The organism is Polaribacter sp. Z014 (assembly GCF_023555435.1).
Lineage (GTDB): Bacteria > Bacteroidota > Bacteroidia > Flavobacteriales > Flavobacteriaceae > Polaribacter.
Map to the genome: position 1 here is coordinate 81,807 of NZ_JALCZP010000012.1, position 16,271 is coordinate 98,077.

The 16,271-nt window shown below is 29.5% G+C and carries 16 protein-coding genes; 7 read left to right on the plus strand and 9 right to left on the minus strand.

The window, feature by feature from the left end:
* Positions 1-58 precede the first annotated feature (58 nt).
* Positions 59-1,372 carry a D-arabinono-1,4-lactone oxidase gene (locus tag MPF19_RS13415; RefSeq protein ID WP_249988622.1) on the plus strand — a complete coding sequence of 438 codons (1,314 nt, stop codon included), beginning with the start codon at positions 59-61 and terminating at the stop codon, positions 1,370-1,372.
* Entirely contained in the window at positions 1,372-2,022 is a 651-nt protein-coding gene (locus MPF19_RS13420) for an HAD family hydrolase (RefSeq protein WP_249988623.1), read from the plus strand. The genes MPF19_RS13415 and MPF19_RS13420 overlap by 1 nt, the downstream gene beginning before the upstream one ends.
* A 59-nt stretch (positions 2,023-2,081) precedes the next feature.
* Here MPF19_RS13420 and MPF19_RS13425 read toward each other — a convergent pair whose 3' ends face one another.
* From MPF19_RS13425 to MPF19_RS13445, 5 genes are all read right to left on the minus strand, one after another.
* Positions 2,082-2,681: a class I SAM-dependent methyltransferase gene (locus tag MPF19_RS13425; RefSeq protein WP_249988624.1), complete on the minus strand. Its 600-nt coding sequence runs from the start codon at positions 2,679-2,681 to the stop codon at positions 2,082-2,084.
* 53 nt (positions 2,682-2,734) lie between these two features.
* A complete protein-coding gene (gene gldA / locus MPF19_RS13430) occupies positions 2,735-3,628 on the minus strand; it encodes a gliding motility-associated ABC transporter ATP-binding subunit GldA (protein ID WP_249988625.1) in 894 nt (297 codons plus the stop codon).
* Positions 3,629-3,705: 77 nt separating this feature from the next.
* On the minus strand, positions 3,706-4,848 hold the full coding sequence (locus MPF19_RS13435) for a geranylgeranyl reductase family protein (RefSeq protein WP_203394211.1): 1,143 nt from the start codon (positions 4,846-4,848) through the stop codon (positions 3,706-3,708).
* Between the two features lie 188 nt (positions 4,849-5,036).
* Positions 5,037-7,769 (minus strand): carboxypeptidase-like regulatory domain-containing protein, encoded by a 2,733-nt coding sequence (locus tag MPF19_RS13440; RefSeq protein WP_249988626.1) that lies wholly within the window; start codon positions 7,767-7,769, stop codon positions 5,037-5,039.
* Positions 7,770-7,794: 25 nt separating this feature from the next.
* Complete coding sequence (locus MPF19_RS13445) at positions 7,795-8,634, minus strand: GLPGLI family protein (protein ID WP_249988627.1); 840 nt, start codon at positions 8,632-8,634, stop codon at positions 7,795-7,797.
* 195 nt (positions 8,635-8,829) lie between these two features.
* On the opposite strand from MPF19_RS13445, the gene MPF19_RS13450 reads away from it, so the two are divergent.
* Positions 8,830-9,444 carry a deoxynucleoside kinase gene (locus tag MPF19_RS13450; protein ID WP_249988628.1) on the plus strand — a complete coding sequence of 205 codons (615 nt, stop codon included), beginning with the start codon at positions 8,830-8,832 and terminating at the stop codon, positions 9,442-9,444.
* A gap of 182 nt (positions 9,445-9,626) precedes the next feature.
* Here the strand turns inward: MPF19_RS13450 and MPF19_RS13455 are convergent, their stop codons facing one another.
* From MPF19_RS13455 to MPF19_RS13465, 3 genes are read right to left on the minus strand one after another with little or no spacing between them, the layout of a single operon-like run.
* Complete coding sequence (locus MPF19_RS13455; RefSeq protein WP_203394214.1) at positions 9,627-10,463, minus strand: mechanosensitive ion channel family protein; 837 nt, start codon at positions 10,461-10,463, stop codon at positions 9,627-9,629.
* Between the two features lie 5 nt (positions 10,464-10,468).
* Entirely contained in the window at positions 10,469-10,657 is a 189-nt protein-coding gene (locus MPF19_RS13460) for a hypothetical protein (protein WP_249988629.1), read from the minus strand.
* Between the two features lie 2 nt (positions 10,658-10,659).
* Positions 10,660-11,229 carry an RNA polymerase sigma factor gene (locus tag MPF19_RS13465; protein ID WP_249988630.1) on the minus strand — a complete coding sequence of 190 codons (570 nt, stop codon included), beginning with the start codon at positions 11,227-11,229 and terminating at the stop codon, positions 10,660-10,662.
* Between the two features lie 202 nt (positions 11,230-11,431).
* Between MPF19_RS13465 and MPF19_RS13470 the strand changes: the two genes are divergently transcribed.
* The 3 genes from MPF19_RS13470 to MPF19_RS13480 all read left to right on the plus strand — a co-directional run bounded on the left by MPF19_RS13470 (position 11,432) and on the right by MPF19_RS13480 (position 14,730).
* On the plus strand, positions 11,432-12,295 hold the full coding sequence (locus MPF19_RS13470) for a sigma-70 family RNA polymerase sigma factor (protein WP_087520936.1): 864 nt from the start codon (positions 11,432-11,434) through the stop codon (positions 12,293-12,295).
* A 401-nt stretch (positions 12,296-12,696) separates the two neighbouring features.
* A complete protein-coding gene (gene rpe / locus MPF19_RS13475; RefSeq protein WP_203394216.1) occupies positions 12,697-13,353 on the plus strand; it encodes a ribulose-phosphate 3-epimerase in 657 nt (218 codons plus the stop codon).
* Positions 13,354-14,730: an exonuclease domain-containing protein gene (locus MPF19_RS13480; RefSeq protein WP_249988631.1), complete on the plus strand. Its 1,377-nt coding sequence runs from the start codon at positions 13,354-13,356 to the stop codon at positions 14,728-14,730.
* Between the two features lie 129 nt (positions 14,731-14,859).
* Here MPF19_RS13480 and MPF19_RS13485 read toward each other — a convergent pair whose 3' ends face one another.
* The gene (locus MPF19_RS13485; protein WP_203394218.1) at positions 14,860-15,276 is read right to left on the minus strand and encodes a CBS domain-containing protein; all 417 of its coding nucleotides are present in this window, start codon (positions 15,274-15,276) and stop codon (positions 14,860-14,862) included.
* 577 nt (positions 15,277-15,853) lie between these two features.
* Here MPF19_RS13485 and MPF19_RS13490 point away from each other — a divergent pair.
* On the plus strand, positions 15,854-16,271 hold a 418-nt coding region (locus MPF19_RS13490; RefSeq protein ID WP_249988632.1), incomplete at its 3' end, for a GEVED domain-containing protein.

Consider the following 16,271-nt stretch of genomic DNA (forward strand, 5'->3'; position numbering starts at 1 on the left):
AAACAAGCACGATAAAAAAATATTAATGCTTAATTTTGTTTAATCTTTTAAAAAATAAATGAAACAAAATAAAAATGGTACTTGGGTAAGTTGGAACGAGAATCTAACTCACAATTACAAATCACTTTATAAAATTACTTCTGAAAAAGAATTACAAGAAGTAATTGCTAATTCAGAAAAAATTAGAGTTTTTGGAAACAAACAATCCTCTGCAGATATTGCTTCTGGTGTAGCTACTTTAATTGATATTAGAACTTATAATAAAATTATATCTTCTAATGATACTGAACATACAATTACAGTTCAATCTGGTGTAATTCTAGGCGATTTATTAGAAGCCGTAGAAGCAAAAGGTTGGTGTATTCCTTGTTTACCAGATATTAACACCATTACTATTGGTGGTGCTTTGGCTACAGGAACTCACGGAACAAGCGGAAAACTATTATCTGAATATATTACAAAATGTACTCTTATCTTGGCTGATGGTTCTGTGAAAGAAATAACAGAAAAAGACAAATTAATTGATGCAGTTAGAGTTTCTTTAGGAGTTTTAGGGGTACTTTCTGAAATCACTTTTCAATGTGAACCTATCTATACTTTACATGTAAAAGAAGGTCCGGAAGACGATAGTGTTTGGTTACCTAAAATCAATGAACGCCTAAAAAAACATGATTTTCTAAGAATCTTATGGCTTCCTCATACCGATAAAGGGTATGTGATTACAGGTGATAAAATTGATCCCAATACAGAAGTTACAGAAGATTTGGGTCCTAAATATTTAAAACATAGAAGAACTGCCTCTAAAATATTATACAAATACACACATGTTTTTCCTTGGATAACAGCCATTGCAAATAAACTTTTATACAGAGGTTTTTTTAGTTCTACAAAAGAACATAAAGGTTCTTTATACCAAGCTACGGTTACAAAATCTAGAGGTTCTACTTTAGAATTGGCAGAATGGACCATTGGTTTAGATATTTTTCCTACAGTATTTGAAGAACTAAAAACAGAAATTAATAAATGGAGTAATAAATCTTTTATCCATATTCCTATGGATGTTCGTTTTGTTTATAAAGATAAAACCTGGTTAAGTTATGCATACGGTAAAGATACGGTTACTATGGGATGTGTGTCTAGAAACGCCGCTACAGCAGATACCTATGAAGCTTTTAAAAGTATTGAAAAAATATTCTTAAAACACGGAGGAAAACCGCATTGGGCAAAACGTTTTACCGCTAAAGATGCAGAGCTTTCTAAAGTATATTCCAAATGGGAAGATTTTAAATTTTTAAGAAGAGAATTAGATCCAACAAATAAATTTTTAAACCCGTATTTAACGGAAATATTCAACGAAAAAACAACCAATTAATGGTATTACCTAAAGGATTTTTATTTGATTTTGATGGCGTAATTGTAGATAGTTTTGAGAGTCATTATTCTGCTTGGACTTCTGCTTTTAAAGAATTATTTAACCAAGAAATAGCTCCGTTTCCTAAATTCAACGCAGGAAAATCTCCAATGATTATTGCCGAATATTTTTGTGCTGTAATTGGTAAAGAGGCACAAACGGAAGAATTGTATTTTTTAAAAGACGAACACATAAAAACACGTTTTAAAGTTCCTAAATTATTACCTGGAGTTAGAGAATTTACAACACTTTTAACCAAAGAAAAAATTCCTTACGGAATTGCTAGTAACGCAACAAAACAGTTTTTAAAAAATAGCGTTTATCATTTAGATTTAAACTTTACTACTGTTTTTGGCGTGCAAGACTATGTAAAACCAAAACCTGCACCAGAAGCTTATATTCTATTGGCAGAAACCTTAGGCTTTAAAGAAGAAGATTTTAAAGATATTTGGGTTTTTGAAGACAGCTTAACCGGCACAAAAGCGGCAAAAGCGGCAGGAATGGTTGCAATTGGAATTACTACACAATATACAGAAGAGGAATTAAAAGAAGCAGGAAGTATTTTGGTTTTTCCTACTTTGTTAGAAGCTTTTCATTATTTAACAAATTAGCCTTATTTTAATTTTAAAATCAGTGATAAAAATTTACACACTGTTCTTTATAAGTGAAACTAGTTTTTAAGAAGTACAAGTGTTGTCATAGCTCTTAAATCATTAACATTAACCGTTTTTAGAGGGACTAACAATGATAAATTGTTAGTAGCCATTATATTTTCAAGTAATGTACGCGTTAATAAAAAACGCTCTGATAAATCAGGTAATTTAACAACTCCTGTAGGAGTCATTTTAACGAATTTTTCTATTCCAATATCTGAGGTCATTCTAATAAACAAAGTCCCTTTTGGCTCTAAAACACGCACTAGTTCTGAAAACATATCCTCAAAATGTGCTGTATTCTTTGCAAAATGTAATACTGCATTACAAATTATATGTTGAAAAGATTCCGATGTAAATGGTAAATTTTCTACATTAGAAACACTAAAGTTTTCTTTTTTATTTGGATATAATTCTTTTGCTACATTAAGTCTCTCTGCATCATTATCGACACCATAAAAAGTATAAGCATTTTCATAAAACCATTTTAAATTTCTGCCGCTTCCACAACCTGCATCCAAAATTTTATCAGCCTTATTATAACGTCCTTTTATAATTTGATCTAAAAGATAAATATCTATGTTTGCTATTTGATCTAAACAATTATTTGTTGACATATTTATTATGTTTTCCGTAAATCAATAAGTATTATTATTTTTATAGAGAAAAATTAAGCTGTAACTTCTCTAAAAAGCGTTTCTAAATTTTTATTCTGAGTATTTAAACTAAGGATTTTTAAACCATTTTCTTGGGCAAAATCGAATACTTTTGGTCGCATATCTTCTTCACTTTCAAAAGTGATAAACCAAGTATAGTCGTAATTATTTTTATAAGAAACCACGTTTGTTAATCTTTTTATAAATTGCTCTTCAACCTTATAATCAAAAGTAACTGCTATAATTTGTTGGTTATTTTCTTTGAGATCCTCTAGCTTTTTATCAATTAAAAGTTCTCCTTTTTTTATGATGATGACACGATCGCAAACGGCTTCTACTTCTTGCATAATATGTGTAGAAAACAAAACCGTTTTGTCTTTTCCTAATTCTTTAATCAACGCTCTTATTTCTACTAATTGATTAGGATCTAAACCTGTTGTTGGTTCATCTAAAATTAACACTTTTGGGTTGTGCAAAATAGCTGCGGCTAAACCAACTCTTTGTTGATATCCTTTAGATAATTGACTTATTTTTTTGTGCGCCTCAGTTGTTAGTCCAACTTTTTCAATACACGCTTCTATTTGGCTTTTATCAACCTTAAAAATAGCAGCATTAAATTGTAAATATTCACGCACATACATCTCTTTATACAAAGGGTTGTGCTCTGGCAAATACCCAATTGTTTTTTGTGCTTCTAATGGATTATCCAAAACATTTATTTCATCAACAAAAACTTCACCTTCATGGGGTTTTATAAACCCCGTAAGTATTTTCATCATGGTCGATTTTCCTGCTCCATTTGGACCTAAAAAACCAATTATCTGGCCTTTATCCGCAGAAAAAGAAACCTTATTTAATGCTTTTTGCGTTTTATAAATTTTAGAAACCGATGTTACTTTAATAGACATTGTGTGCGTGTAGTTTACTTACTTTAAATAACGAACCTATTTTTAAATTAGTTTATAAAAAAATAACAAGAGTATCTTTAGTTTTTAAAAATTACATTTTTTAACTTTTGTTTCAATTTTTTCTTTATATCTACAGGATAAGAACGTTCTCCCATAAATATATCTGTCATTGCTTCACAAAAACGATCTCCATACTTTTTCATTAAAAAATGTCTTACTTTTTCATTTTCATAGAAAAGTTTAGATAAGTACACTCCTGTTTTTAATTCTGGAATTAAAACCTTGTTTAATTTTGTATCGTATAATTCTTCGGCTAACTTACTTTCTAATTTACTTTCTATAATTGCGTCTGCAGCAATAACACCAGAAAGAATTGCATTAGAGATTCCTTCAGCGGTTATAGGATCTGCAAACCCTGCTGCATCCCCTACTAAAAAAACATTTTTTCTAAAAAATCCATCTGTTCTAGGTGAAACTGGTATTTGAAAACCATGAAAAGCTTCGCTAACCACTTCGTTAATTCCTAAAGTTACTAAGTATTCTTTATAATGCTTTTTTAAATCTAATTTTGTTCTTTTGGTAGAGGCTACACCAATAGACAAGTGGTTTTCTTTTGGAAAACTCCATCCATATCCTAAAGGAACCGCATCAAAATCGAAACGAACTTCTTTAGATAGTCTATCAAAATCTTCTTTACTAACCTCTACTTCATATTCTAAAGCAGGTATTAAATGTCTAGTTTCTTCCCAACCTGCTAACTTTGCGGTTGTACTTAACGCTCCGTCTGCAGCAATTACAAACTTAACTTCTACATCTTCTTTAGAAGTTTGTAATGTAATTTTATCTTCAAAAAGTATATTCTTTAATTTATGGTCTTGTAATAATACGATGCCTGCTTTTTTTGCTTTTTCAACAATAAAGTTATCAAAATCATCGCGCATGATCATGCTAATAATAGGTTCTTCTCTTTCTGATGTTAAATGAATACCAGCTTTATCAAAATAAATGTCAATTTTCTTAAACTCTCTTTCTACAACAGAACTAATATCAAAAGGCATATTTCTTCTTCCTCTATAGACAAAACCTCCACCGCAAGTTTTATATCTTGGTAACACTTCTTTTTCTATTAAAACAACAGAAACTCCATTTTCTGCTAATTTTAAAGCTGCCGAAGCTCCAGAAGGTCCACTACCAATTACTGCTACATCAAATTTTCTCATTATACTTAACTCCTTTTAAAATTTTATGAATACAAATAATAATAAATAACTCAGAATTATAATTTTGAATTTATTGACAAGATCACATAACTTCATTAATTATTATCTTGCAAAGATATTGTTTCTTATTTTAAATTTAGGCTATAAAAAAAGCCCAATAAATTGAGCTTTTTTATTTAAAGATTTAATTACAATTGATATTTTACTCTAAGACTTACAAATCTTGGTAAAATAAAAGTTTCATTAATTGTAAAAGCAATATTAGTTGTATTTACAGATGCTCTAGAACCAGAAGCTAAAAGATTACTTCCTACTAACTCATATTCCCATTTTGCATCTTTACCTTTTCTGTATGAAAAAGAAGCATCTAAACTTTTAAACGAATTTGCAACCACTCCATCTTGTTTTACTTCGTTGTAAGAAAAATCTGATCGAATAGTTAACGAGTTCCAAACATATGCATCAAAACTAATAGAAGGTGCATTTGTAATACCTTTTACAACGGCTTCTCTAGCACTATTATCTTGATCTGAAAAACTTAATTTATACCCCAATGATACATTTGGTGCTTTGTTAAAGTTGGTACTAACACTTGCGTTATAACCCTGAGAAAATAATTTATTGGTATTAAAAGCATTATTTAAAGACTGGTATGTTTTACTGTAACCTAAATTAGCTCCTAAAGATGTTTTAATCTTATTAAACGTTTTACCAACTCTCGCAGAACCCGTAAAACTCTCATTATCAAAAGGTGAATTTAATGAAGTACTCGTAGAAACAACAGATCCTGGCTCAAAAATTGTGTTTGAGTTAATTTGATCTATGGTTTTTTTGTAATTAAGCCTCGCAAATACGTTTGTGTAATTAAAAAAGTTAAAGCTAGAGTAATTTAGGTTTACATTATGCAAATGTGCATTGTCTAACTCGTGATTACCATAATAAAAAGAATTATAACTATTTGCTACAATACCTCTAGCAAGTTTATTTACATCTGTAAAATTAACTTCTTGTTTATAAGAAAATTGTAAAGATTCACTTTGTTTAAATTGTGCGATTATAGATAACTCTGGAAAGAATTTTTGAAATTGATCTTTAAAAACTTCTGTTTCATATTGTGTATTTTTAACATCATACGCATGCAATGTAAAACCTGGAGTAAAAGTAAATATACCTGCTTTTAAACGATACCTTAATCCTGCATAAAGATCAGAAAAACCGTATTCTGTATCGTTTGTAAACGCTCTAGCATCTTCCTCTGGAATAGTTCCGGTTGGAATAGATTCACTTCCATCATCTAAAATTTGGAAAAATTTAGAATCAAAATTTTGCTTACTTTGTATGGTACCAACTACAAAATTTAAGTTACTCTTATCATTTAAAATATTATAATAATCTAATTTTACATCTAATTGATTCGATTTTACACGTCTGTCTTGTTCTAATGTGTACAATAAGTTACTTGAACTTGGTTCTTTATCTAAACCTAAAGTTTCCGCTTCATCTAAATAGCTATCTTTTTCTAAAGAAGCAACATAAAACGGATCTTCATCTTGTAATAAATGTTTCGCTTCTAAGGCAAAGATATTTTTTTCATTTGCCGTATAGAAATAACTAAAATTTTGATTGATGGTATAAGGTGTAGCGTTCTCTTTTTCTGTAATATTACTTAAAACATCCGATGCAACATCATCTGTTCTATATTCGTTTGTAAAACGCCCGATTAAATCATAATTAAATTGCTTTCTTGCATTCTGCTTATAATCTGCACTAAATTTAAACAAACCTGTATTACTTGTTTGGTCTGTTGTACTCTCTGTATTCTCATCTGGAGTAAGAGGATCTATATAATCTGTAGCTACATTATTTTGTTGTCCGTTACTATTACTAGAAAAAATTAAAAACCCACTTAAATCTAGTTTTGTAGTTGGCGAATAACTAAAATTCATAGCCGTTAATTTTGTTTCAATTCTATTTGCGTTTCTTGCATTTGCTGTTAAAAAGCCAATACCTGCACTTGCTAAACTTAAGTTTGTTCCGTTAGATGGACTTTGACTTCTAAAACCACCGCTAAAGCTTCTAATATCTCCTCTATCTAAAACAACTTCTCCCATATTGTTAACATCACCAATAACGTTAATGGTGTATTTTGGAGAGTAATAAAATAATTTTGGTTGTAATAAATATAAGGTTTCATCTGGCGCATTTCCTGTTCCAGCAGTTATATCTCCAAACCAGAAATTCTTTTTCCCTTCTTTTAGTTTAATATTTATAGCAACTCTATCTTCATTGTTTTGTACACCACTAAGCTGACTAACATCTGCGTAATTTCTTAAAACTTCTATTTTATCTAAAGCGTTAGAAGGAATATTTTTAGCAGCCAGTTTTGTATCTCCATCAAAGAAATCTTTACCGTCTATCATTACTTTTTCTACTGTTTTACCTTCAACTTCAATTTCTCCATTATCATTAATTTCTACACCTGGTAATTTCTTTAAAACATCTTCTAGTTTTCTTTCTGAACCATTTTGAAAAGAATCTGCATTATAAACAATGGTATCTCCTTTTACCGTAACAGGCATTTTAGAAACAATATTTATACCATCTAAAGCATTGTCAAAAGCTAACATAACATTTGTAACAATTTCTGCTGACTTTGTTTCTATTGTAAAATCGGAAGATTTCATACCTACGTAACTAATTTTCAACAAAATAGTTGCGTTTTTATCTACATTTAATTTATAAAAACCCTTGGTATCTGTAAAACCATAAGAAGTAATTTTATTAGTAACCTTATTAATAGCTAATACATTTGCCATTTCTAAAGGTTCTCCAACACTATCTTTAACAACTCCTGTTAATTTTACCTGAGCGTTGGTAAAAAGCGAAACCATAAAAACGGTTAGTAGTAGTAATTTTTTCATTTTTGTGTAATTATTCCTTTATTGTTTAATGAAATCCGCCTCCACGATTACCACCTCTACCTCTATTTTGAAAATTTTGTCTTAGCTCTTCCATTTTCTTTGTAACAGTTTTTGTATATTTTTCTCTAGTAATTTTTTTTCCTTTAGAAGGAGCTTCAATAGATGCTTTTTCTGAAGGATTTAATACTATTTCTGTACATAAAATAGTGGTAGTTCCTTCGTTTATTTCTAAAATTAAACCCGGCAATCCCCAATATTCTCCAGGACCATTACTAACAGGAATCTGTGGTGTATACCAAGCTGTAACTAAAATTTGTTTTACTTCTTTTTCTTCTTTATTATCCTCAGAATTGGGTCTTCTAAAATTAGAAAAATCTAAAGGGTTTGCATCTTTAAGTAATGTTGCTTTATAACAAAGGTAACTACCTATTTGTTTAGTTTCTCCGCCTAACTCCCATTGTGGTTGCTCCATTTCGTCAGAAATTAAAAACTTTTTACCAAAAAATTCGGTAGACTCTAAAGCTTTTTTTTCTTTAGTATTTTTATATTTTGTTCCTCCACTAGAAAAACCTCCAAACCTCGGACCTCTTCCTCCTCCACCTGCTGTTGGTGCCTCTAACTTTGCATCTTCTTTATAAAGAGACGAGCTTTTATCAAAATTTAAAATAAAGGTTTTTTCTAATTGAGATTTCATTCTTTCTTGAAGCTGTTTTTTTCTTGCTTCAGAAAGTTGTTCTCCACCTCGTGCAAAGTTGTCTAAGTTTACAGAGGTTTTAGACATATAAATAGCCTTCCCTTGAAAATCTTTTTGCCCAAAAGTAATAATTGAAACAAGTGTTAGAATAAGTGTAAATAATGATTTCATCTGTAAAATTTTAATTTTTGTAAAATAAATCCAATTATAACTATTAAGACTTAAAAAAAACCCAAAAGTTTAATTGTAATAATAAATGTTTTTTTATAGACATTAGAAATTTGGTTATAAATTAGATTGTTAACCTATTCTATTTATAATTTTTACTATTTTAGCATCACTTTTAATCTTATTAGAATATAATTTATGCACGTTGCAATTGCAGGAAATATTGGCGCAGGTAAAACCACGCTAACCAAATTATTAGCCAAACATTATAAATGGAAACCTCATTTTGAGTCTGTGGATGAAAATCCGTATTTAGACGATTTTTATACAGAAATGGAACGTTGGTCTTTTAACCTTCAGGTCTATTTTTTAAATAGTCGTTTTCGTCAGATTTTAGAATTGAGAGAAACTGGTAAAAATATTATTCAGGATAGAACCATTTATGAAGATGCACATATTTTTGCTCCAAATTTACACGCAATGGGTTTAATGACTAATAGAGACTATGGTAATTATAGTTCTTTATTTGAATTAATGGAAAACTTGGTAACACCACCAGACTTATTAATATACTTACGTGCAGATATTTCTACCTTAGTGGGTCAAATTCATAAACGTGGTAGAGATTATGAAAACTCTATAAGTATCGATTATTTAAGTAGGTTAAATGAGCGTTATGAAGCTTGGATATCTACCTATACAAAAGGAAAATTACTTATAATTGATGTTGATAATTTAGACTTTGTAGATAACCAAGAAGATTTAGGTTATATTATAGATAGGATAGATGCTCAAATAAATGGGCTATTTTAGAAATACAGAATTTCAGATTTCTTTTTTAAAAGGAATGTTAATTTAACAGAAACCCTAGCTAAAGAAAGCCTTGTAAAACTTATATAAATAGAAAAGAGACCGTTTTCACGGTCTCTTGTTTTTGTGATAAATCACAACTATGATAGTACGTCCCCCAACGTTCTATCAAATCTTATAGAAAATTAATCGATTACTTCAATTTGATTGTCTACTATATCTTTAATCGGAATAATTACTTTTCCTTTTTCGGTGATTAATACCACGCATATATTATCTATTAAACCAACAGTTCCTTCTAAACCATTAATAATAACTTTATCTCCTTCTTTAATATTTTTTCTAGTATAATAACCAAATAATAATCTTTTAATTACATCTCTAGAACCTAGCCCAAATGCAATGGTAAATGATGCTAAAATTGCTCCTAGAATTATAGAAAGATTGCTTGTAATTAAATCTGTATTAACACCTGCTTGGTTTAATGCTGTTACGGTAACTACAATAGCAATTAAATAAAAGGCAATATTACCAACTAAATTACCTCCGGTTAACTCTAAAGATTTAAACATAGCGGTTAAAGCTTTTTTAACCAAATTAGCTACATAAATACCCACCGCAAAAATAACAAGTGCACTAATTAGTCTTGGTAGGTACCCAATTAAATTACTTAATTGTTCAGAAACCATTCTTAAACCTAATAATTCTGAGCCAACTATTATAAAGATTAGAATTAAAACCCACTTAATAGCTGTAATAATTATTTTTGTTGGTTGAATTTTTAAAGAAGACTCTCCAAAAATTTCATCTACATGTAGTTTTTCTGGTAAGTTATCTATTTTGGTATAGCCTAAGGCTTTTTTTATAATATATAACAGAAATTTTATTAATAACCAACCTATTATTAAAAAGCCAATTCCTTTTAATAATTGTGGTAAAAAATCAGTAAAATTAGTCCAAAGTGTTTCTAGAAAACTAAAATCTACATCAGATTTTAGCGCAAGTAGTAATTTATTTGTCATTATTATTAGCTTTTATAATTCGATTTATTGTTACCATTGTTTAACAAGTCTCCAATTGTATTCGGATATTTCACTAAAAATAAATCAGCGATATCTAGAGTGAGTTTAATCATCGAAATATCGCTTAAAACTTTTTCTTTTAGAACTTTAGGCACACTGTGGTGATGTATAATTCTCTTAAAAGGATTGCTCATATTTATAATTCTTCATATGTTCTTACAAGTTTTTGTTTCGCTCTTTTAATTCTCATTTTAACAGCGCTTTCACCAATATTTAAAGATTCTTGAATCTCTTTAATCGTCATATCATCTTGATATTTCATTAAAAGAATCATCTTTTCTGTTGGATCAATTAAAGTTAATGCTTTTGCCAATTTCTCTGATTTCAACTCAAACAGAGTTACATCATCAATTTCTTGAAAATCATCTTCTTCTTTTATATTATCTGTAACAACCGTAACTTTTTCCTTCTTTTTAAAATCATTTCTTTGCACGTAATTTACACAGAAATTATAAGTAAAAGAATACAACCAAGTAGAAAACTTAGAATTACCCTTAAAGGTTTTTATTTTTACAAATAACCTGATAAAAACGTCATGTGTTAAATCTTCTGCTTCTTCCTTGTTTTTGGAAAAACCATAACACTTATTATAAACTACCTTAGAAAATCTATCATATAATACAGCAAACAATTGTGAGTTATTTGTTTCTACTATTTTAAAGACTAATTCTTCGTCGCTTAAAGCTTTAACATCTATCGTTTTCAATTCAGTTATTATTTTGACACAAAGAAATAAAAGAAGTCACATTTAAAATAAATAAAAAGTTTAAGCACCCTTTAATGTCGGTGAATGGCAAGAAACCTACTTTTAAAAAAAAACATGAAACTTTTTGTAACATAAAGTTAGATTCATACGTATAATAAAATGTAGCAATACATTAATCCTTTAAAAAGCAATAGAGAATTAGATGAGACAACTAAAAATTACCAAGCAGGTTACTAATAGAGAAACTGCATCGTTAGATAAATACTTACAAGAAATAGGTAAAGTAGACTTAATTACTGCTGATGAAGAAGTAGAATTGGCACAGCTTATTAAAGCTGGTGACCAAAGAGCATTAGAGAAATTAACAAAAGCAAATTTACGTTTCGTTGTATCTGTTGCAAAACAATACCAAAATCAAGGATTAACGTTACCAGATTTAATTAACGAAGGAAACTTAGGTTTAATTAAAGCAGCAAAACGTTTTGATGAAACAAGAGGTTTTAAATTTATATCATACGCCGTTTGGTGGATTCGTCAATCTATCTTACAAGCCTTAGCAGAACAATCTAGAATTGTACGTTTACCGTTAAATAAAATTGGTTCTATCAATAAAATTAACAAAATGTACGCGTTCTTAGAGCAAGAAAACGAAAGACCTCCAAGTCCAGAAGAAATTGCTAAGAAATTAGATATGACTGTGAATGACGTTAAAGAATCTATGAAAAATTCTGGTCGTCACGTATCTATGGATGCTCCTTTAATTGAAGGTGAAGATTCTAACTTATACGATGTTTTAAACTCTGGAGAATCTCCAAATCCTGATAGAAAATTATTACACGAATCTCTAAGAATAGAAATTAATAGAGCTTTAGAAACATTAACTCCACGTGAAGCTGATGTTGTAAAATTATACTTTGGTTTAGGAGAACACCAACCAATGACTTTAGAAGAAATTGGTGAAACTTTCGATTTAACTCGTGAGCGTGTTCGTCAAATTAAAGAAAAAGCAATTAGAAGATTAAAACACACTTCTAGATCTAAAATCTTAATGACTTACTTAGGTTAGCAATCGCAGATTGCATTAGGTATATCACTTACAATCTTAAAAAGTATATAAAACTTAAAACTCTCAAATTCATTTTTGGGAGTTTTTTTTTGAAGCTATTTCCTGCTTTCACTACTCGCTTTTTTTACCCTAAAAAGGAATAAAAAAGAGCTCAAACAAACCGTTCAATCAGGGCTAAACCTATTAAAATTCAAATTTATTAAACACTAACATTTGCTTCTTTTTAAAAACCTTTTACCACGTAGTCACATAGAAAACCCAACGCTATGTTTTCTATGTGACTATGTGTTTAATTTATCAATCAGAAAATTTAAATAATAAAAAGATTACTTCTTCATTCTTTATCGCATTAACGAATTAATTACCTTTGCAAAATAAAATAACAACACAACAACAAATAAATGAGTAATTTACTTGCACCTTCAATTTTAGCAGCAGATTTTGCAAACCTACAAAGAGACATCGAAATGGTAAACAATAGTGAGGCCGATTGGTTTCATATTGATATTATGGACGGTGTTTTTGTACCAAACATTTCTTTTGGAATGCCGGTTTTAAAAGCAATTACAAAACACGCTACAAAAACGATTGACGTACATTTAATGATTGTAAACCCAGATCAGTACATACAAACATTTGCAGATTTAGGTGCAGATATTTTAACCGTACACTATGAAGCTTGTACACATTTACACAGAACAATACAAGCCATAAAAGCAGCAGGAATGAAAGCCGGAGTTGCTTTAAACCCTCATACACCGATTGCCGTTTTAGAAGATGTAATTGAAGATTTAGATATGGTTTGTATAATGAGTGTAAACCCTGGTTTTGGCGGACAATCATTTATAGAAAACACGTTTAAAAAAGTAAGTCAATTAAAACACTTAATAGATTTTACAGAATCTGAATGTTTAATAGAGATTGATGGAGGTGTTACCTCTTATAATGCAAATGCTTTAATAGAAGCTGGAGCAAATGTTTTAGTGGCAGGTAGCTTTGTTTTTGGAGCTGAAAACCCTACACAAACTATTGCCGACTTAAAAAAGACGATCGAATAATTGTTATACACAGTAGTAGACATAGAAACCACAGGAAATGGATATAAAGGTTCTAAAATAACCGAAATATCCATTTTAGTATTTGACGGAAAAGTAATTGTTGATGAGTTTACTACTTTGGTAAATCCAGAGCAAAACATTCCCGCTTTTATTACCAATCTTACAGGCATTACAAATGCAATGGTAAGAAATGCGCCTAAGTTTTATGAAATTGCAAAAAAGGTAGCAGAAATTACAGAAGACACCATTTTTGTAGCACACAATGTCAACTTCGATTACAATATTATTCAAGAAGAATTTAAAAATTTAGGATTCTCTTTTAAACGAAAAAAACTCTGTACCGTTCGTTTGTCTAGAAAGATTATGCCTGGTTTAAATTCTTACAGTTTAGGTAATATTTGTACTATTGAAAATATTCCTATTGTTGGCAGACACAGAGCAAAAGGAGATGCAGAAGCAACCACAGAATTGTTTAGAAGGTTAATTGAAAGAGACGATAACTTTACCATCAATTCTTTTTTAAACCCAAAATCTAGACAAGCCACCTTACCGCCTCTTTTAGACAAAAAAGTTGTCGATAATTTACCCGAAACTTTTGGCGTTTACTACTTTAAAAACATTGATAAAGAAGTTATTTATGTGGGTAAAGCCAATAATATAAAACAACGTGTCATCAGTCATTTTTATGATAAAAAGAAAAAAGAGCAAACCATGTGTATGGAAACTGCCGATATTTCTTTTACAAAAACCGGTAGCGAATTGCTGGCTCTTTTACATGAATCTGCAGAAATAAAACAAATTTACCCTAAATTTAATAGAGCACAAAGACGGTCTGGAGAAGCTATTGGTTTATTTTCTTACGAAGACCAAAAAGGCATTATGCATTTAGCTTACAATCGGTTAAAATTGGTACCCAATCCAATGATGAAATATTACACTGTTGCCGAAGCTAGAAACCACTTAGAACTTCTTTGCAAAGAATATGTATTATGTCCAAAATATTGCCACCTGCAAACCAATGTTGCGAGTTGTTTTCATTATCAACTTAAAGAATGTAGAGGTATTTGTTGTGATAAAGAAGCCGTAGTTGATTATAATAAACGTGTAAAAGAAGCTATTAAATCGGTAGGAATTGGCGCAGAAAACTTAGTCATTAAAGAAACTGGTAGAACGGAGAATGAAGTTGGTTTTGCCCTAATTTTAGATGGAATTTACCAAGGTTTTGGTTATGTAGATTGGCAGCAATCTGAACAATTAGAAAACCCAGAAGATTACCAGTTTTTTGTAGAACCTAAAAAAGACAATAGAGATATTCAGAGAATAATTGCTTCTTATTTAAAAAAACAAAGTACTGCTAATAATGATATTACTAAATAAATAACCATTATTATTAACCCTTCTTTTAACCCTTCTTTTAACCCAAAATAATTATTTTTAGAATCTTTTAAATAAAAAAAGAGGCTTTAAAAAAGCCTCTTTCTTACTAACTAACCAATATAAAAACCACTATAATTTCGCTACCAAATATTTTACTAAATCCCTTGTAGTAACTATTCCTACTAGTTCAGAATCTTCAACTACTGGTAAAGCGTGAAATCCTTTTGTTGTTAATAATTCTGCTGCATCTTTAATAGATGTATAAGGCGGAATTGCTGTAATATTTTTATCCATAACCTGTTTTATTGTAAATGTATTATTTACAAAACTATTTACAGAAGTTCCATCTTCATTTAAACGAGATTCACTAACTTTTTGTATATCAGAGTAACTTAACATCCCTATAATTTCCTTATCACGAACTACAGGAATATGTTTTATTTTATGTTCTATAAACATTTTTTCTGCGGTTACTAAATCTCCATCAACATTTAATGTAACTAAATTTGTTGCCATTATAGTTGAAATAGGTTCGTCTCTTCTCATAATTTCCCTTTTAAATATAAAAGCAAATTTCTGAATAAAACCAACCTTAAAAGATGATTTATATCAGTTTTAAAAAATTAATGAAATATTTAACTTCTGTTAATCAAATAGTATTAAGAAACACTTAAAGAAAAACACTTAAAACAATAACCAAATCGTTAATTAACAAGTATCATTTCACAAGAAAAATTATATTTATAACTCTGATTTCCAAGGAATAAATAATATTTAAAAATTAAAATATTACGGTAGTATTAACAACGTATAACTTAAATCTTATTTTTTCTAATTTGAGAAAAATGAATTTAAAACCAAACTAATGATTATACACTATTTGATATGATCCCTTTCTGGGGATAGATTAATATTCTACAGATCTCTATTTAAATGAGGTTTATTCACAAAAAAATATGAAATAATAACTACTTACAATAAATAGCAACAAGAAACGTTCACAAATGTGACTTACAAAATAAAAGTGTGTCTTATAAGTAGAATCTGCTCATAGTTAAAACCTTAATTAAAAGACAACTATTAAAAAAAACACATAATAATTATCCTCCAAAATAACTGAAAAATGTTTAACTTAAAAAATAATATTCTCTTTATAATAATATTATTTAGCTGTGTTATAAATAATATATATGCTCAATCTTCATATTGTACACCTATAAATTCTGGTGGTAATAATACGTTTTTTATAAGTAAAGTAAGTTTTGGTAACATTTTTCAAACCTCAGACAATACGGCTGCAAATTACGAATACTACAACACTTTATTTACAGATGTTAATTTAGGGCAAGATTATCCCGCTTCAATTAGTTATCGTGCACAAAATAATAATGCAAGCACATTAAAAGTATGGATAGATTTTAATAAGGATGGTGATTTTTCTGACTCTGGAGAAGCTGTGTATACCAACACAGTAAGTGAACCCTTTAGTGAAGACGGGATTCAAAAAAATTTTCAAATAAATATACCTACAACTGCAACTA